Source organism: Blautia sp. MSJ-9, assembly GCF_018919065.1.
Classification (GTDB): domain Bacteria; phylum Bacillota; class Clostridia; order Lachnospirales; family Lachnospiraceae; genus Blautia_A.
Window position 1 is genome coordinate 85582 of sequence record NZ_JAHLQG010000043.1, and the last position, 18427, is coordinate 104008.

Here is an 18427-nt window from a genome sequence, read left to right on the forward strand (position 1 = left end):
GGTGCTTTCTTTATGCTCGGAGAAATCCGGGCTTTTATTATTTTAAAAGAATAATTGCAAAAAACTATTGACTCCTACGCTACGTAATGGTTTAGAGTATGCTTATCAAGAGGAGGAATTGTCGATGATGACAGTGAATGAGGTAAGTAAAATAACAGGAGTGAGTATACGCACTTTGCAATATTATGACACCATTGGTCTCTTAAAACCAGTAGAATATACAGCTTCAGGATATCGATTATATGATGATACATCCCTGGAAAGGTTACAGCAAATTTTACTGTTCAGGGAACTGGAATTTCCACTTAAGGAGATTAAAGGTATCATAGATGCACCTAATTTTGACAGAAACAGAGCATTAGAACAGCAAATCGAATTGCTTACTATGAAAAAAGAACATCTGGAAAATCTTATTAATCTTGCTCGGGGAATAAAAGGAATAGGGACGAAATATATGGATTTTAAAGCTTTTGATACAAGAAAGATAGATGAGTATTCTAAACGTGCAAAAGAACTGTGGAGACAGACGCCTGAGTACAAAGAGTACGAAGAGAAAACAAAGAACTGGACAGAAGATGACGAAGTTACAGTTGTAAATGAGTTTATGGAGATTTTTGTTGAGTTCGGGCAGATGAAGGAAATGAATCCATCTGATAAGCAGGTTCAGGCACAGGTTAAAAAACTTCAAGATTATATCACAGAACATTTTTATACATGTTCAGCTAAAATTCTGCAGGGACTTGGAAGAATGTATGCTGGTGAAGGAGAACTTACTGAAAATATTGATGCTGCAGGTGGAACAGGAACTTCGGAATTTGCAAGTAAAGCCATTGATATATTTGCAATGAATAGCTAATGGCGTGGATTATTTATAGCAATTCTGCTATTTACTTGTAATGTTACTGAAAACGATGTACACAGTAACATTGTAATTCCATTAATTCAGAAATCACCAGAGTTCGTGTTGACTAATTTGTATAGTAGATGATAAAATTAATCTATAAAATTACTGTATCTGATTCACGCATCTGCGAAATATTTGCTGAAAAAGACATAACAGTAATTAATGGAAATGATCTTAATACAAATAAATAAGAAAACTCTGACGGCAAGGAGAATCCGAGCGGAAATAGTTGCTAGATAAGAATTTACAAAACCATTTTTCTGACAAAATGCCAGGAAAGTGGTTTTTTGCATATTTAATAAGTAGCGGAAAACAACAGGAGGGGCAATATGTTAAAGGTAGCAATATACGGAAAGGGCGGTATCGGAAAGTCCACAGTGACTTCCAATCTGGCGGCCGCTTTTGCAAATATGGGGAAGCGTGTCATTCAGATCGGCTGTGATCCGAAAGCGGATTCCACTATTAATTTATTAGGCGGAGAGCCACTTCGTCCGGTAATGAATTTTATGCGGGAAGAGGACGAGGAGCCGGATGAACTGGCGCAGATTTCAAAGGAAGGTTACGGAGGAATCCTCTGTATTGAGACTGGCGGTCCTACTCCGGGACTTGGCTGCGCGGGGCGTGGGATTATTGCAACTTTTCAGCTTCTCGAGGATATGGAGTTATTCGAACATTATAAACCGGATGTGGTTTTGTATGATGTACTGGGTGATGTTGTATGCGGTGGTTTTGCAGCACCGATCCGTGAGGGATACGCGGATAAAGTTCTGATCGTTACATCCGGGGAGAAAATGGCATTGTATGCTGCAAACAATATTTCCAGCGCTGTCAGAAATTTCGAGGACCGCAGTTATGCCCGTGTATTTGGCATCGTGTTAAATCACAGAAATGTAGAAAATGAGACAAAGAAAGTACGGGCATTTTCTGAAAAAATTGGAGTGCCGATTGTGGGAGAAGTACCACGGAGTGATGAAATTATCCACTGGGAAGAACAGGGAAAGACAGTGATCGAAGGAAATCCAGACTCCGAGATCAGTAAATGTTTCCTTGACCTGGCTGCATTGTTATGGAAAGAAGAGGAAAACGTATGAGACAGGAAGCCTATTTTTGTACAGTAAAAGAGCTGAATGAGCTGGGAAAAGATAAGATTCCGCAGCAGCTTATTTCCCATACACATCTGATCTACAGTTCTCCGGCAACGTTGGCGTTCAACTCTCCAGGAGCAGAAGGATTTGGCGTTAAGCGAGCAGGTCTGGCAGTTCCGGACTCTATCATGCTGATCGTGTCTCCGGGATGCTGTGGTCGTAATACATCGGTGCTTAGTTCCATGCGTGCTTACCACGACCGTTTCTATTACCTGCTGATGGATGAGACAGATATTGTAACAGGAAGACATTTGAAAAAAATCCCGAAAGCAGTGGCGGAAATCTGCGAAGAACTTGAGAAAAAGCCATCCGTTGTGATGATATGTATTACCTGTGTGGATGCCCTGCTTGGCACAGATATGGAGCGTGTCTGTCATAAGGTAGAGGAATATACAGGTATTCCCGTAAGACCGTGTTATATGTATGCACTGACCAGAGAGGGGAGAAAGCCGCCGATGGTGCATGTGCGACAGTCCATTTATTCCCTGTTAGAGCCGAAGAAGAAAAAAGGAAATGTGGTGAATTTACTTGGATATTTTTCGCCGTTGGTGGATGATTGTGAACTGTATGATCTGCTTCACGGAGCAGGGATAAAAACAATTCATGAGATTTCCAGATGCAGGGATTATGCAGAATATCAGACCATGTCGGAAGCAAACTTTAATCTGGTACTGCACCCGGAAGCACGTTTTGCAGCAGAGGATTTTCATGACCGTCTGAAAATCCCGTATATCGAGCTGCGCAGACTGTATCAGATTGATAAAATTGCCAGCCAGTATCGTGCATTTGGAGCTGCATTAGGCGTGGAATTTGATGATGAAATGCCGCGGAAAGCAGCAGAGGATGTGGTGGTAAAATTTAAGGAAGTACATCCGGATGCAGCATTTGCAGTTGGAGAATGGATGAATGGAGATCCATTTGAGCTGGCACTTGCACTGGTACGCTACGGATTTCATGTGCCGGAGATTTATGGAACTTTATCCGGCGAAAATTTCATCTATGTGAAGCAATTAGCGCAGATCAGTCCGGAAACGAAAGTATTTTCCAATCTGGAACCAACTATGCTGTATTATGATGGAAGTCAGTCCGGCGTCAATCTGACTATTGGAAAAGATGCCGGATATTATCATAAAGAATGTCCAAACGTGCGCTGGAATGAAGAACGGCAGCCATATGGTTATGCCGGCGTACGCAGACTGTTTGAGTCACTGGCGGAGGTATAACACAATGAGAGGACTGAGAAAATATCTGACACCTTTTGCACCGGATCAGTCCGGGGCTGTGTCTGTATTATATGAATTTGGAGGCATTATCGTTATTTGTGATGCCGGCGGCTGTACCGGAAATATCTGCGGATTCGATGAACCACGGTGGTTTGAAAGCAAAAGCGCACTGTTCAGTGCCGGGCTTCGTGACATGGACGCAATTCTTGGCCGCGATGACCGTCTGGTGGCAAAACTGGCAGATGCAGTGACAAAGCTGGATGCGAAATTTGCGGCAATCATCGGGACACCGGTTCCGGCAGTGATCGGAACGGATTACCATGCACTGAAACGTATGACTGAAAAAAAAGTGGATCTACCAATCCTGACTGTAGATACAGATGGCATGGAATTATATGACAAGGGCGAAGAAAAAGCATGGATGGAGCTGTTTCGTGTATTTGCGGGCGAAAAGGAAGAAGTGATTCCAAACAAAATAGGGATTCTCGGCATGACACCGCAGGATATCAGTGATCTGCGTGCAGCAGACCGTATCCGGGAACGTTTTGCAGCAGAAGGGAAAACGGCGGTCTGTTACGGAATGGGAAACGGACTTGATGATGTGAAAAAGGCTTCCAGTGTGGAGAAAAATATTGTAGCAGCACCGGCAGCTTTGGAAGCGGCGAAATACTTGGAACAAACCTATGGAACACCTTATGAGATTGGCTATCCGCTAGTGGATGAGCTGCTTTGTGACATGAATTATCATGGAAAAAAAGTACTTATTGTACAGCAGCAGGTGACAGGAAATGCTATCCGTGAGGAAATATTAAAGAAAGCGCCGGATGTACAGGTAACAGTGGCAAGCTGGTTTATGATGAAGCCGGAGATTCGCAGGGACGAAGATCTGCATCTGCGGGATGAGGAAGATTATATTAAGCTGGTGGAAAATGGCGCATATGATGTGATTTATGCGGATCCATGTATGGCAAGAATGACACCGAAATTTGAAGGAACATTTGTAGATACTATACATTTTGCAGTGTCAGGGAAACTTGTAACAGTGGAAGCAGCGAAAGACTCCAAAGAACTGAAAGAACCAGGAAAACTGAAAGAATCAAAAAAACAAGAGAAGTAAAAGAACCGGGAAAACCGGACAGCCACGATCATTGTGACTATGATCGTATGAGTTCGGTGGGAGAAGTGTATGAATAAAGAGGAGATGACCTGGCGTATCCGGGTATACGGTATTGTTCAGGGAGTTGGTTTTCGGCCAACAGTAAGCCGCCATGCGACGACTCATGGGATTTGCGGAACTGTCTGTAATAAAGGACCATATGTGGAAATTTTTGCGCAGGGTACAAAAGAACAGATCGATGGATTCCTGAATGAACTGAAAGAACATCCGCCGAAACGTGCGGCTATCTTAAAAATAAATACAAAAGATGTTACAGCAGAGACAGCAGTACATTTCGAAATATTCGATATCATCGAAAGTGAGAAAACAAAGGGAGAGATATTCGTTTCCCCGGATATTGCAATCTGTGAAGAATGCAAAGAAGAAATGTTTGATCCGAAAAACCGGCGCTATCTGCATCCGTTTATCAACTGTACCTGCTGCGGACCGAGACTTACGATTCTGGATTCACTGCCATATGACAGGGAACGTACAAGTATGAAAGAGTTTCCGATGTGCCCGGACTGTGCGAAAGAATATTTCGATGAGAAAACGAGGCGCTATGATGCGCAGCCGGTGTGCTGCAATGAATGCGGACCGGAGGTATATCTGATCGGCAGAACTGAGAGAGGGCGTGATGCAATTACATATACACGCCGGATGATCAGTGAAGGTAAAATTGTAGCGATCAAAGGAATCGGAGGTTTTCATTTGTGTTGCGATGCGACAAATGAAGAAGCGGTTAAACGTCTGCGTACATTAAAGAAACGTCCTGCCAAGCCTTTTGCGGTGATGGCAAAGGATGAATCAGTGGTAAAACGGGAATGTGTTGTGACACCGGAACAGGAGGAAATTCTTACCGGACATCAGAAACCAATCCTGCTGCTGGACAGAAAAAACAGCGGCAGACTGGCAGCTTCTGTAGCACCGGAAAATCCGAAAGTTGGAGTGATGCTTCCCTATGCACCGGTGCAGTTGCTGATTTTCCAGTATGATGATGGAATCGAAATGCCGGATCTTCTGGTGATGACCAGTGGGAACACATCCGGGGCTCCAATCTGCCGGGAAGATGAGGAAGCAGTTGCTGAATTGTCACATTTGTGTGATGCGATGTTATCGCATGATCGAAAAATCAGGATCCGGGCAGATGATACGGTGATGGATTTTTATAAAAACGAACCATACATGATCCGGAGGTCCAGAGGCTATGCACCGCTGCCGTTTATGACATCAACAGACTGGAAAGGGCAGGTGCTTGCTGTTGGTGGAGAACTGAAAAATACGTTTTGCATTGGTGTGGACAGTCGATTTTATCCGTCTCCATATGTGGGAGATCTGGAAGATCTGAGAACTGTAAAAGCATTGCAGGAAACGATTCACCGGTTTCAGACATTGCTGGAAGTAAAGCCACAGGTGGTGGTCTGTGATATGCATCCGAAGTATAACTCCACGGTTGTAGCGAAGGAACTCGGTTATCCGATGATCCAGGTGCAGCATCATTATGCGCATATTTTGTCCTGTATGACAGAAAATGACTGCCACGATCCGGTCATTGGAGTTGCTTTTGACGGAACCGGATATGGAACGGACGGTACGATCTGGGGTGGCGAGGTTCTGCTGGCAGATTATGAGAATTTTACAAGATTTGGAAATATTACCCCGTTTTTGCAGATTGGCGGTGACGCTTCTGCAAAAGAGGGCTGGCGTATTGCGGTATCTATGATCTATGGATATACAAAAGACCGCGAACAGGCATGGAAGATTATTGAAAAGCTTGGACTTTGCAGCGAACAGGAAAGCAAAGTGCAGTTTACCATGGCAGACCGTAAGATCAATGCAGTGATTTCAACCAGTGTGGGAAGGCTTTTTGATGCAGTCAGTGCGATTCTGGGTATCAGGCGCCAGTCAAGTTTTGAGGGTGAAGCATCGATGGCATTGGAGTTTGCAGCAGAAGCATATGAACAGAAAAAATATGAACAGCAAAAATATAAACAGGGAAATTGTGAACAGCGAGAATGCGAACAGCAAAAAAAAGAATATGAACTGCAGGATATTGAAGTAGTTGAAAATCTGAGCGGAAATGAGGAACTGGACAAGCTGGTGTATAAAAACGAGGAACGTTTCATTTTAAATACCAGAATGTTGATACAACAGATTGTAGAAGAAAAAATGCAAGGTGCAGACAGCGGCAGGCTGGCATATCTTTTTCATCAGGTACTGGCAGAGCAGATTGTAGCAGTCTGTAGCGAAGCACGTAACAGCAGTGGCAGAAATAAAGTCGCACTGAGCGGCGGTGTATTTCAGAACCGATTACTGCTGCGCCTGACAGAAGAACGACTTAAACAGGAAGGTTTTGAAGTGTTGCGGCATCACATGATCCCGCCAAATGATGGAGGAATCGCGATCGGACAGGCAGCATATGGGATGTATCGATATAATTGTTCACCTTGTTCTGAATCATGCGCTTTTAAAAATAGTAGCGAACAGTAACATATTAATTTGACCAGATAAACTGCGAAGCAGTTCTTAGGGTATGAATAAATAACAAAGCGGATGCTTTTATCCGTTTGATCGAACGGTAGGAGGATATAAAGATGTGTGTAGGATTATCAGCAAAAGTAGTAAAAATCAGTAATGGCACAGCGCTCATCGACGCAGGCGGTGCCAAAAGAGAGGTTTCTTCTCAGCTTCTGGAAGATCTGGAGCCTGGAGATTATGTTATGGTTCACGCAGGTGTGGCAATTGCAAAGATCACCGATGAAGACGACAGTGAAACCGAGCAGCTCATGGAGGAATTTTTATAATGGCAGAGGAGAAATGTGAAAAGAAGAGCGAAGAGAAAACCGAAAGGAAAACCGCCAGAGAGATCATTGAAAATTATGATGGCCCAAAGGTACGGATCATGGAAGTATGCGGTACGCACACTCATGAGATCTTCCGACTGGGAATCCGCAGATTGCTTCCTGAACAGGTGGAACTGATCTCCGGACCGGGATGTCCGGTATGTGTAACTCCGGTCAGCTTTATTGACGAAGCGATTTATCTGGCACTGGAAAAAGGAGTTACCATCTGTACATTTGGTGACCTGGTACGTGTGCCGGGAACAAAGATGAGCCTTGCAGGAGCCCGTGAACAAGGGGCTGACATTCACGTCGTATATTCTCCGGCAGATGCGGAAAAATATGCCAGAGAACATCCGGACAAACAGGTGACATTTCTTTCAGTCGGATTTGAAACAACGACACCGGCAAGTTGTCTTTCAGTAAAAGCTGCAAAAGAAAACGGGTTGGATAATTACTCAATATTAACTGCCAACAAAACCATGCCTCAGGCTTATGAGGTGTTAAAAGGCAGTGCGGATGTATTTTTATATCCGGGACATGTCAACGCCATTACAGGAACACGTCTGTGCGAAGCACTGACAGAAGAAGGAGTCAGTGGTGTTGTGGCAGGATTTACTGCAAAAGAGCTGATGACAGCACTGGCAGTTGCACTGGTAAAATTTCAGGAAGGAAAGCCGTTTTTTGTAAACTGTTATCCGCGTGTGGTGACACAGGATGGAAGCAGGGAAGCACAGGTGCTTGTAGATGAGATGATGGAAGCATGTGACTGTGAATGGAGAGGTCTGGGTGTGATTCCTGCATCCGGCATGAAATTAAGACAGGAATGGCAGAATTTCGATGCACGTATCAAATATCAGATGCCGAAGATTGAAGGAAAACCAAACCCGGCCTGTCGCTGCGGGGATGTGTTGCAGGGAAAATGCAAACCATCTGACTGTAAAGTATTTGGAAAAGGCTGTACACCGCAGCATCCGGTCGGAGCCTGCATGGTATCCGGCGAAGGCGCCTGTTCTGCATACTATCAGTATTCATAACTGTTCAGTATATTCACAGTTATGAGCCAAAATCTATTGAAAATCGCATTTGGCGATGGGAATTATCTTGATAAGAAAGAAGGAAATCATCATGGAAAATAAAACAGTAACAATGGCACACGGAGCCGGTGGAAAACAGACCTCTGAACTGATCGACCAGGTGTTTAAAGCACATTTTGCGAACAAGGATCTGACAGCTGATGATGCAGCAGTATTAGTTCCTCCTACAGGCAAAATGGCAGTATCTACCGATGGTTTCATCGTATCTCCGGCGTTCTTTCCGGGAGGAAATATCGGAAAATTGTCTATCTGCGGAACTGTCAATGACCTTGCCTGCATGGGAGCAAAACCATTGTATCTTACCTGCGCATTTGTAATTGAAGAGGGATTTCCGATGGAAAAACTGGAAGAAATTGCTGCAGCCATGGAGAAAACGGCAAAAGAAGCAGGAGTACATATCGTATCAGGAGATACAAAGGTTGCAGGAAAAGGCCAGGTGGACGGAGTCTTTATCACTACGACCGGAATGGGTGAGATCGAAGAAGGAGTAATCGTTGGCGGAGAACTGGCAAAACCGGGGGATGCGATCATTGTAACCGGTGATATCGGACGCCATGGATGCACGATTCTGTTAGAGAGAGAAGATTTTGGAATTGATGCGGACGTGACCAGTGACTGTGCACCTTTATGGAATACGGTAAAAGCAGTCATGGATACCACACACAATCTGCACGTGATCCGTGATGCAACCAGAGGCGGTGTCGGAACTGTCCTGTATGAGATTGCAGGACAGAGTAACGTGGGTATTCGCTTAAATGCAGCAGCAGTTCCGGTACAGCCGGAAGTAAAAGGAGTCTGTGGAATGCTTGGACTGGAACCTTTATACCTGGCATGTGAGGGAAGACTTGTCATTATGGCGCCAAAGGAAGAGGCTGAAGGAATTGTAGAAACCTTGCGAAAATGTCCATATTCCGAAAATGCAGCGATCATCGGTGAAGTGATCGCAGAAGAACCTGGAAGAGTTATCATGGAGACTGAGATCGGCACACAGGCACTGCTTCCACAGCCGGGAGGAGAGCTGTTACCAAGAATCTGTTAAACAGGAGGAATCAGGGCATGGACACCAGAGTGGCAGTTATTTCAATTATTGTAGAACAGGAAGATGCGATCGAAGAATTAAATACCCTGCTTCATGAGGCACGTCAGTATATTATTGGCAGAATGGGTATCCCATACCGCTCGAAAGGGATTAGTATTATCAGCATTGCAATCGATGCACCGCAGGATAAGATCAGTGCACTTTCCGGAAAAATCGGACATTTAAAAGGAGTATCTGCAAAAACAGCATATTCAAAGGTCATTACTCCGGCGGAAGGAGGAATAAAGGATTGATCAGGATCGCAGTATATGGAAAAGGCGGAATTGGAAAATCTACGACTGTTTCCAATGTAGCGGCAGCATTGGCTGAGATGGGGCTTAGAGTGATGCAGATCGGATGCGATCCGAAAGCGGATTCTACCATTTTACTTCGTCACGGAGAAGCAGTTCCGGCAGTGCTCGATTTATATAACAAAAAAAAGCAATCACTGCAGTTAGAAGATATGATACGCATTGGCTATAATAATGTCATCTGTGTGGAAGCCGGAGGACCGACGCCAGGGCTTGGCTGTGCAGGTCGTGGAATCATCACGGCGCTGGAAAAGCTGAAAGAACTGGGAGCCTATGAGGTATACAAACCGGATGTGGTTTTATATGATGTACTTGGAGATGTAGTCTGTGGAGGATTTTCCATGCCGATGCGAAATGGTTACGCTGACAAAGTATTTATTCTTACATCCGGGGAAAATATGGCGATTCATGCGGCGGCAAATATTGCCATGGCAGTGCAGAACTTTAAAAATCGTGGATATGCAGGGCTTGGCGGACTGATTTTGAACCGCAGGGATGTTCCGAGGGAAGAAAAAAAAGTGGTAGAACTGGCAGATGATTTCCAGACAGCAGTTATTGGTACGTTATCACACAGCAGTCAGGTAGCGTTGGCGGAAGAACAGCAGAAAACATTGATGGAGTGCTATCCTGAAAGTGAAATGGCAGAGGAATACCGTGCACTTGCGGTGCAGATGTACCGGATATGTGGTGGTGTTTTGAAAGATGAAAACGATGTTGTAAGGGATGAATATATGCGTAAATGTATGGATGAGCATATGGATAAATATATAGACGAGCATATGGATAAATATACGGACGAACGTATGAATGAACATATAAATGAATGCATGAATGGACAGACACAGGAGGATGTGTAATGTTACGTCGTATGGGTGAAACGGTTGATCCGAAAGGCGCAGTGGTAAAAATAAAAGATGCTTCCTTCCCGGCGCCATTTGCTTCGGAGCTGGAATATAATTCTCCGGTGCATGGCAACTGGAATATTGTACATACAGGGATGCAGGTTCCGGAATCCATTCAGATTTATGTCTGTGCAGATAACTGTATGCGGGGCGTTGTGCTGACAGCAGCAGAGATGAACGCGGCAGAACGTTTTTCCTTTGTAATCCTGGAAGAACAGGATCTCTTAAACAGCAATCTGGAGGATATTACTATTGAGGGCGTGACAGACGTGCTGAACAAACGCGGAGATCACCCAAAGGCTGTTTTACTGTTTACGGTTTGTCTGCATCATTTTGTGGGAAGCAATCTGGACTATATTTACAGTGAACTGGAGTATCGTTTCCCGGATATCTGTTTTATCCGTTGTTACATGGACCCAATCATGCAGAAGCATGGACTAACTCCGGATCAGAAGCTGCGCAAAGCAATGTATGATCCGCTTCCGGCCTGCAAACCGAACATGAAAACAGTATCTGTCTTTGGCAGTGATTTTGTGCTGGATGAGAGCAGTGATATCAAGCGTTTATTAAAACGATATGAGTATACAGTGAGAGAACTGCCAGCCTGTAAAACATGGCAGGATCTGCTGGATATGAGCAAAGGCAGTCTGTTTATCGACTGCTATCCGGCAGGAAAATACGGAATGGAAGCACAGGCGGAGCGCTTGGGACGTGAGCATCTGTATCTGCCTGGCAGTTTTGACTATGATGAAATTGAAAAACAGTTAAAACAGCTGACAGATGCACTTGGACTGCCGGAATTAACAGAAGACGAATTAGCGCATGAACGAGAAAACTGTGAGGAAGTGCTGGCAAGAGCAAAAGAGCTGATTAAAGATATGCCTGTCACTTTAGACTATCTATATCATCCAAGACCCCTTGGACTGGCAAAGCTACTTCTGACACATGGATTTTGTGTGAAAGCAGTTTATCTGGATGGAATCAGTCCGGAGGAAAGAGAGGAGTTTCTCTGGCTGCAGAAGCATGCGCCGGAACTTGAACTGATCGCAACCATTCAGGTGAAGATGCGTGTACTGCCAAGAGGTGGCAGTGAAGAAATGCTTGCCATTGGACAGAAAGCAGCCTATTTCAGCCGAAGCCGCCACTTTGTCAATCTGGTACAGGGAGAAGGTCTGTATGGATTTGACGGGATCAGAAGAACGGCGGAGCTGATGATGGAGGCGTATCGAGAAGAAAAGGATACAGAGAAACTTGTAGTGCAAAAAGGATGGGGGTGCGAGTGCTGCCTATGAGACAATCTTATCGAATCATACCAATTTATACGGCAGATGTATCTGGTGTCTGTTCCGCACTGTATGAACTTGGCGGAATGACAGTGATGCATGACCCTTCCGGATGCAATTCTACATACAATACCCATGATGAGATCCGCTGGTATGATCAGGACAGCCTGATCTTTATTTCAGGACTTACAGAAATCGATGCGATTATGGGAAATGACCGGAAATTTATTGACGATATCGAGCATGCAGCCCGTGAACTGCACCCGAAATTTATCGCACTGGCAGGCTCACCGATCCCATTTATGAATGGAACGGATTTCCCGGCAATTGCGCGTGTGATCGAGACAGAAACCGGAATTCCGACATTTTCTGTGCCGACAAATGGCATGAATGATTACATCTATGGAGCAGGAATTGCACTGGAACAAATCGCCCGGCGGTTTGTTAAAGAGCCTGACAGGCAGGAAAAAGACCGATCTTCTTTAAAAAGTGTAAATCTATTAGGTGTGACACCACTGGATTTTGGACCACAGGAAAACGTAGAAGTATTAAAAGAAAATCTGAAAAAATACGGATGGAACGTTTTATCTACATGGGCGATGGGAGATGACCTGGAAACTCTGCAAAAAGCAGGGGAAGCAGCCGTCAATCTGGTGGTGTCTGCAGTGGGACTGCGGGCGGCAAAGGTCCTCTGGGAAAGATACAAAATACCATATGTGATCGGAACGCCAAACCAGTGGCTGGCAGAAGATATTTCAAATGCATTGGAGACAGCAATCGCGCGATGCACTGCAGAAACACAGCAGTCTGTAACTACACAGCAGTCTACAATCGAGCAGTACTCTACAGTCACAGACGGGGCTTCAGCTGCACAGCAGGCAGACCCTGCGGCTATATATCTGCAGAACCGCATGCGGCAGAATGCAGAGATCACTCTGATTGGAGAACCTGTCACGATGGGATCGCTGGCAGCAGGTATCGAAAAGAAATATGGACATTCGACCCGTGTATTCTGTCCGTTGAAAGGATGCGAAGCTTTACTTGGCAAAAAAGACAAAGTAGTACTGGGAGAAGAAGCAATGGAAGAAGCACTGAAAGATTCCAAAATCATCGTAGCAGACCCACTGTACCGACCAATCTGTCCAAAGAGCAGCACCTTTTATGAACTTCCGCATGTAGCATTTTCGGGAAGAATATATTTATAGTGAACTGTAACATTGTTGCAGGGGAGAAGAAAGAATTGTTATATATCCGTTTGACATGAACTTACAGTGGAGAGTATACTTGACTTACATATACGTTACTGAGAACAGAGCGGTTTTATCCGCTTAATCTGTTTATGATGAGGAAAAGAATATAAGATGCAGCAAAGGAAGCAGATGTAAATTTGGTTGTTCTGCCCGGGAAATAGATGAAAAAATATCACTACATGATGCATTATCCCGTGCTGATGAGAGTCTGTATGAGGCAAAGAAACATAGGACAAAGAAGGTATCAAAAACGCAGGAATAATACGAGGATAATTTCTCAGGTGAATATGATAAGATTAAATAAATACAAGAATACACAGGCAGAAAAATGGAGGATCTGAATATGAGAGTACTGATCACGGGTACAAATTCCGGGATTGGAAAGGGTATTGCAGATAAATTTTTGAAAGAAGGACATACAGTTATCGGGATTGACCGCAGGAAAGCATCCATACAGCATGAGAGTTATACACATATCTGTATGGATATCCGCGATAAGGCGCAGTATCCGGAATTAGAGCCATTTGACATTGTGGTCAACAATGCAGGGGTGCAGAACGAAGAGGATATCGATGTAAATTTAAAAGGAACGATTGCCATTACCGAGAAATATGGAATACATCCGGGGATTAAAGCAGTCCTTATGATTGGTTCTGCCAGTGGGCATAACGGTTCTGAATTTCCGGAATATGTTGCAAGTAAAGGAGGAGTCCTTTCCTATACAAAGAATGTTGCTCTCCGCATTGCAAAATATGGAGCAACCTGCAACAGCCTTGATTTCGGAGGCGTTCTGACGGAACTGAATAAACCGGTTATGGAGGATGAAGCTTTGTGGAGCGAGATCATGGAGCAGACCCCTCTGAAACGCTGGATGACAGTAGAAGAAGCTGCAGACTGGGCCTATTTTATGACAGTCACAAACCGTTTCTGCACCGGACAGAATATCCTGATAGATGGTCTGGAAGCGGGAAATGCGCATTTTGTATGGCCGGAGGAGTAGTTATTGTTTAACCAGATCAGGTAAGGGGCAAAGAGGAGAATTTTATCTGTTTTACCAATAGCGAGCAGAGATACTTGTAAAAAGCAGGTATCTCTGTTTTTATTCGTTCCGGCGATAATATTCATTGAGAAATCGAATATTTTACAGTATAATGAAATGAATACACCCTGCGAAAAGCTTTACTTTTCTTTGTGCGGTCAGTAAGTTGATAAAAGGGAGTATTAGAATAATTTTTGGATGAGGAAAAAGAAATGAAGGAATTTATCAGTGAAACAATTATGGAGAAATATGAATTCCGTAATATCAGACCGGAAGAAACAGATCAGGCAGTACAGATAGAACAGATCTGTTTTCCGCCAAATGAGGCGTGCTCAGAGAAGCATATGACAGAAAGAATACAGAAAGTTTCAGAACTCTTTCTGGTCGCAGTGGATAAAAAGACTGGCAAAATAGCCGGTTTTTTAAATGGAAGCGCAACAGATGAGGAAGTTTTCCGTGATGAATTTTTCACAGATGTTACGTTAAACAACCGGAATGGAAAGAACATTATGCTTCTGGGGCTTGACGTACTGCCGGAATACAGAGGGCAGGGACTCGCAAGAGAACTGATGCATCAGTATCTGAGAAGAGAGAAAGAAAACGGCAGAGAGAAAGTTTTTCTTACCTGTCTGGATAACAAAGTGGAGATGTACACTAAAATGGGATACAAGGATCTGGGAATCTCAGGCTCTTCATGGGGTGGCGAAGAATGGCATGATATGTTATATGAATTGTAACTTTGAATGATTAAGTAAGTAGTGAAGCGGATATTTTTACCTGCCCGAATAATAATATAGAAAGAGCAAATGATGAAAAGAGAAAAAGACCATGCATTTTACAACAAATTATGGAGTCTGATGATCCCTATCGTGCTGCAGAATCTGATGCTGGCTCTGGTAGCAGTAGCGGATGCATTTATGCTTGGAGGAATGGATCAGAATTATATGTCTGCCGTTTCCCTGGCAACACAGATCCAGTTTATCCAGAACATGTTTCTGTCAGCGGCAACTGCAAGTCTCGGAATTCTGGGGGCACAGTACTGGGGAAAAGGCGACATTAAGACTCTGGATGCCATCTTCTGTATGGCACTTCGCTTATGCGGACTGGTGTCCGTGATATTCTTTGCAGGATGTGTTTTCTTCGGAAAATATCTCATGTTGATCTTTACAAATGAGAGTGTACTGATTGATTATGGTATCAGTTATCTGAGAATTGCAGGATTTTCCTATCTGCTTACAGGAATTTCACAGTGCTACCTCGTTATCATGAAGACCAGCGAGCATGCAAAGACAACCGCAGTGATCAGTTCTGCGACTGTATGTATCAATATTATCCTGAACGCAGTATTTATTTACGGAGCATTCGGAATTACTCCGATGGGAGTAAGAGGTGCGGCAGTGGCAACTCTGATCGCAAGGATCATTGAACTTGCATGTTCCATAGCTGTTTCTTATAGAAAAGGATATATTCATCCGAATATGGATCAGTTATTCCAGAGAGATAAGCAGTTATCGCAGGACTTCCGGAAATGTGCACTTCCACTTCTGGGAGCATGTTTGTTTTGGGGAGTCGGATTTACTTCCTATTCTTCCTTTATGGGGCATCTTGGAGTAGATGCGGCAGCCGCAAATTCTGTGGCAGCAGTTGTAAGAGATATGATCTGCTGCTTCAGTGCCGGAATCTCCAGTGCTGCAGGAATTATGGTAGGAAATGAACTGGGAGCCGGAAATCTGGAGAGAGGAAAGGCTTACGGCATTCGCCTGCTGAAGATTTCACTGGTATGTGGAGCTGCTATGGCACTTTTGATGGTGATATCGGCACCGATTATTCTACATTTTGTGAAACTGACACCGCAGGCAGCAGGATATCTGAAGGGAATGTTTGCAGTTATTGCGGTTTATATGATTGGACGTGCAGTGAATGATGTTACGATCAACGGAATCTTTGGAGCCGGTGGGGACACTATGTTTGATATGTACAGCCTTGCAGTGTGTATGTGGTGTCTGGCAATTCCACTGGCTGTAGCAGGAACTTACTTTTTCCACTGGCCTGTAGTGCTCGTATATGCATGTACTTGCATTGATGAGGTTGGTAAACTGCCGTGGGTGCTGTATCATTTTCGAAAATGTAAATGGGTAAAAGACCTGACGCATTAGAAGAAGTGTGATAAAATGAAAAAAAAATACAGTTGCTGTTCTGCAAAATGTATTACTGAAAACGGAGTGAACAGTAACAAAATACAGCGGATGAATGACCGTATTATGGATTATATTACGTAAAATGATAACTTAACTGAATGGAAGGTGAGAAAAAGTTGAACGCATTACAAACCTTAAAGACGTATTTTGGCTACGATACATTCAGAGAAGGGCAGGAGAGTATTGTGGAGTCCATCCTGAAACATCAGGATGTGCTTGCAATCATGCCGACAGGAGCAGGTAAATCTATCTGCTATCAGATTCCGGCGCTTATGCTGCCGGGCATTACACTTGTAATTTCCCCGCTGATCTCTCTGATGCAGGATCAGGTAAAAGCCCTGAATGAGGCGGGGATCCATGCTGCATTTATTAATTCTTCCCTCACGGAAAATCAGATCAGCAAAGCTCTGTATCTGGCAGCTGGGGGAAGATACAAAATCATCTATGTGGCTCCTGAACGTCTGGAAAACTACGAATTTCTGGAATTTGCCAGACATGTAGAAATTTCTATGATAACGGTGGACGAAGCACACTGTATTTCCCAGTGGGGACAGGACTTCCGCCCGAGCTATCTCAAAATTGTAGAATTTGTCCGTAATCTTCCCAAAAGACCAATCGTCAGCGCATTTACAGCGACAGCCACAGAAGAAGTAAAGAATGATATTCTCTGTACCTTAAATCTGTTTGATCCGGCAGTTGTTGTTACCGGATTTGACAGAAAGAATTTATATTACAGTGTAGAAAATATCCGCCGTAAAGATGACTTTGTGATGGAATATATAGAGAAACATCCGACAGAAAGTGGAATCATTTACTGTGCAACAAGAAAGAATGTAGATAACCTGTTTGAAATGCTCTTCAAAAAAGGTGTTCCTGTTACCAGATATCATGCAGGACTTAACAATGAGAGCAGAAAGCAGAACCAGGACGATTTCATTTATGACAGAACGCCGGTGATCGTGGCGACGAATGCTTTTGGAATGGGAATTGATAAATCGAATGTGCGTTATGTGATCCATTATAATATGCCGCAGAGCATGGAGAATTACTATCAGGAAGCAGGACGTGCAGGTCGTGACGGGGAAAATTCCCAGTGCATTTTGCTGTTTTCTCCGCAGGATGTAATGATCAACAGGATGCTTCTGGATAACAAAGATTTCTCTGATGTGGAGGAGGACGATGAATATCTGATCCGTCAGAGGGATATCCGCAGACTTCAGATCATGGAAGGCTACTGTAAGACAACAGGATGTCTGAGAAATTATATTCTGGAATATTTCGGGGAGAAGACATCAGGTCCATGTGACAATTGTGGAAACTGTCATCGGGAATACCATGAAGTAGATATGACAGCAGAAGCAAAACAGGTAGTCAACTGCGTGGCAGAAACCAGAGGAAGATACGGACTGACAATCGTACTGGGCACACTTATAGGGGCAAAGCGGGCACGCCTGCGGGAACTCGGAACAGATAAGTATAAATCTTATGGTGCATTGAGTGATCACAGCGAAGCAGAACTCAGAACCCTGATCAGCCAGATGGTAGAAATGGGATATTTATACCAGACACAGGAACGTTACAGTGTTCTGAGACTGGGAAATATTACTCCTTTAAAAGATGAAAATACGCACGTAGTCATGCGTACTTATGAAGAAAAAGAGCCGGATAAAAAGAAAAAGACCGCAAAATCTGTCCGAAAACGCAGTACAGATGCACTTACATCTGCAGGCTATGATTTATTTGAAGCATTGCGGAAACTGCGTCTGGAAATCGCACGGGAAGAGTCCATGCCGCCATATATTGTATTCAGTGACAAGACGCTGATCGATATGTGTGTGAAGAAGCCGTCCAATGAATCCGAAATGTTGGAAGTTTCCGGTGTGGGAGAAAATAAGTTAAAGAAATATGGTCAGAGATTTCTGGAAGAAATTCAGAATTTCTGCAGAGACCGCCCTGATGCAGTTTTGAGTATGCCTGAATCCTGAGACATACAGATGAAAT

At 43.9% G+C, this 18427-nt stretch carries 15 protein-coding genes and 1 pseudogene; all 16 read left to right on the forward strand.

Annotation, left to right across the window (positions count from 1 at the left end):
* Positions 1 to 124: 124 nt before the first annotated feature.
* The 16 genes and pseudogenes from KQI87_RS12070 (at position 125) to recQ (ending at position 18411) form a co-directional block, all read left to right on the forward strand.
* The gene (locus KQI87_RS12070) at positions 125 to 856 is read left to right on the forward strand and encodes a MerR family transcriptional regulator (RefSeq protein WP_216460355.1); all 732 of its coding nucleotides are present in this window, start codon (positions 125 to 127) and stop codon (positions 854 to 856) included.
* Between the two features lie 377 nt (positions 857 to 1233).
* Positions 1234 to 1995 (forward strand): nucleotide-binding protein, encoded by a 762-nt coding sequence (locus KQI87_RS12075; protein ID WP_216460356.1) that lies wholly within the window; start codon positions 1234 to 1236, stop codon positions 1993 to 1995.
* Positions 1992 to 3272 carry a nitrogenase component 1 gene (locus KQI87_RS12080; protein ID WP_216460357.1) on the forward strand — a complete coding sequence of 427 codons (1281 nt, stop codon included), beginning with the start codon at positions 1992 to 1994 and terminating at the stop codon, positions 3270 to 3272. The genes KQI87_RS12075 and KQI87_RS12080 overlap by 4 nt, the downstream gene beginning before the upstream one ends.
* A gap of 4 nt (positions 3273 to 3276) precedes the next feature.
* The gene (locus KQI87_RS12085) at positions 3277 to 4389 is read left to right on the forward strand and encodes a nitrogenase component 1 (protein WP_216460358.1); all 1113 of its coding nucleotides are present in this window, start codon (positions 3277 to 3279) and stop codon (positions 4387 to 4389) included.
* Positions 4390 to 4458: 69 nt separating this feature from the next.
* Entirely contained in the window at positions 4459 to 6918 is a 2460-nt protein-coding gene (hypF, locus tag KQI87_RS12090; RefSeq protein WP_216460359.1) for a carbamoyltransferase HypF, read from the forward strand.
* A 104-nt stretch (positions 6919 to 7022) separates the two neighbouring features.
* On the forward strand, positions 7023 to 7232 hold the full coding sequence (locus KQI87_RS12095) for a HypC/HybG/HupF family hydrogenase formation chaperone (RefSeq protein ID WP_118510825.1): 210 nt from the start codon (positions 7023 to 7025) through the stop codon (positions 7230 to 7232).
* On the forward strand, positions 7232 to 8305 hold the full coding sequence (hypD, locus tag KQI87_RS12100) for a hydrogenase formation protein HypD (protein WP_216460360.1): 1074 nt from the start codon (positions 7232 to 7234) through the stop codon (positions 8303 to 8305). The genes KQI87_RS12095 and hypD overlap by 1 nt, the downstream gene beginning before the upstream one ends.
* A 91-nt stretch (positions 8306 to 8396) precedes the next feature.
* Positions 8397 to 9404, forward strand: a complete 1008-nt coding sequence (hypE, locus tag KQI87_RS12105) for a hydrogenase expression/formation protein HypE (RefSeq protein ID WP_216460361.1) — start codon at positions 8397 to 8399, stop codon at positions 9402 to 9404.
* A gap of 17 nt (positions 9405 to 9421) precedes the next feature.
* A complete protein-coding gene (locus tag KQI87_RS12110; RefSeq protein WP_216460362.1) occupies positions 9422 to 9697 on the forward strand; it encodes a TM1266 family iron-only hydrogenase system putative regulator in 276 nt (91 codons plus the stop codon).
* Positions 9694 to 10440: pseudogene (locus KQI87_RS12115) on the forward strand (nitrogenase iron protein NifH); the annotation flags it as partial. The gene KQI87_RS12110 and the pseudogene KQI87_RS12115, both read left to right, overlap by 4 nt.
* 170 nt (positions 10441 to 10610) lie before the next feature.
* Complete coding sequence (locus KQI87_RS12120; protein ID WP_216460364.1) at positions 10611 to 11948, forward strand: nitrogenase component 1; 1338 nt, start codon at positions 10611 to 10613, stop codon at positions 11946 to 11948.
* Positions 11945 to 13144, forward strand: a complete 1200-nt coding sequence (locus tag KQI87_RS12125) for a nitrogenase component 1 (protein WP_216460365.1) — start codon at positions 11945 to 11947, stop codon at positions 13142 to 13144. Before KQI87_RS12120 ends, KQI87_RS12125 begins: the two co-directional genes overlap by 4 nt.
* A gap of 388 nt (positions 13145 to 13532) precedes the next feature.
* A complete protein-coding gene (locus KQI87_RS12130; protein WP_216460366.1) occupies positions 13533 to 14189 on the forward strand; it encodes an SDR family NAD(P)-dependent oxidoreductase in 657 nt (218 codons plus the stop codon).
* A gap of 251 nt (positions 14190 to 14440) precedes the next feature.
* Entirely contained in the window at positions 14441 to 14965 is a 525-nt protein-coding gene (locus tag KQI87_RS12135) for a GNAT family N-acetyltransferase (protein ID WP_216460367.1), read from the forward strand.
* A 69-nt stretch (positions 14966 to 15034) separates the two neighbouring features.
* Complete coding sequence (locus KQI87_RS12140) at positions 15035 to 16384, forward strand: MATE family efflux transporter (protein ID WP_216460368.1); 1350 nt, start codon at positions 15035 to 15037, stop codon at positions 16382 to 16384.
* 158 nt (positions 16385 to 16542) lie between these two features.
* Positions 16543 to 18411, forward strand: coding sequence for a DNA helicase RecQ (gene recQ, locus KQI87_RS12145; RefSeq protein WP_253292504.1), 1869 nt, complete (start codon positions 16543 to 16545; stop codon positions 18409 to 18411).
* The last annotated feature ends 16 nt before the right edge of the window (positions 18412 to 18427 follow it).

Excerpts from the sequence above, each read along its gene's own strand:
- KQI87_RS12075 (WP_216460356.1), top strand. The coding sequence starts at position 1,234 with ATGTTAAAGGTAGCAATATACGGAAAGGGCGGTATCGGAAAGTCCACA.
- hypD (WP_216460360.1), top strand. The coding sequence starts at position 7,232 with ATGGCAGAGGAGAAATGTGAAAAGAAGAGCGAAGAGAAAACCGAAAGG.
- KQI87_RS12110 (WP_216460362.1), top strand. The coding sequence starts at position 9,422 with ATGGACACCAGAGTGGCAGTTATTTCAATTATTGTAGAACAGGAAGAT.
- hypE (WP_216460361.1), top strand. The coding sequence starts at position 8,397 with ATGGAAAATAAAACAGTAACAATGGCACACGGAGCCGGTGGAAAACAG.
- KQI87_RS12085 (WP_216460358.1), top strand. The coding sequence starts at position 3,277 with ATGAGAGGACTGAGAAAATATCTGACACCTTTTGCACCGGATCAGTCC.
- KQI87_RS12135 (WP_216460367.1), top strand. The coding sequence starts at position 14,441 with ATGAAGGAATTTATCAGTGAAACAATTATGGAGAAATATGAATTCCGT.
- KQI87_RS12140 (WP_216460368.1), top strand. The coding sequence starts at position 15,035 with ATGATGAAAAGAGAAAAAGACCATGCATTTTACAACAAATTATGGAGT.
- KQI87_RS12070 (WP_216460355.1), top strand. The coding sequence starts at position 125 with ATGATGACAGTGAATGAGGTAAGTAAAATAACAGGAGTGAGTATACGC.
- KQI87_RS12120 (WP_216460364.1), top strand. The coding sequence starts at position 10,611 with ATGTTACGTCGTATGGGTGAAACGGTTGATCCGAAAGGCGCAGTGGTA.
- KQI87_RS12095 (WP_118510825.1), top strand. The coding sequence starts at position 7,023 with ATGTGTGTAGGATTATCAGCAAAAGTAGTAAAAATCAGTAATGGCACA.
- KQI87_RS12125 (WP_216460365.1), top strand. The coding sequence starts at position 11,945 with ATGAGACAATCTTATCGAATCATACCAATTTATACGGCAGATGTATCT.
- KQI87_RS12130 (WP_216460366.1), top strand. The coding sequence starts at position 13,533 with ATGAGAGTACTGATCACGGGTACAAATTCCGGGATTGGAAAGGGTATT.
- hypF (WP_216460359.1), top strand. The coding sequence starts at position 4,459 with ATGAATAAAGAGGAGATGACCTGGCGTATCCGGGTATACGGTATTGTT.
- KQI87_RS12080 (WP_216460357.1), top strand. The coding sequence starts at position 1,992 with ATGAGACAGGAAGCCTATTTTTGTACAGTAAAAGAGCTGAATGAGCTG.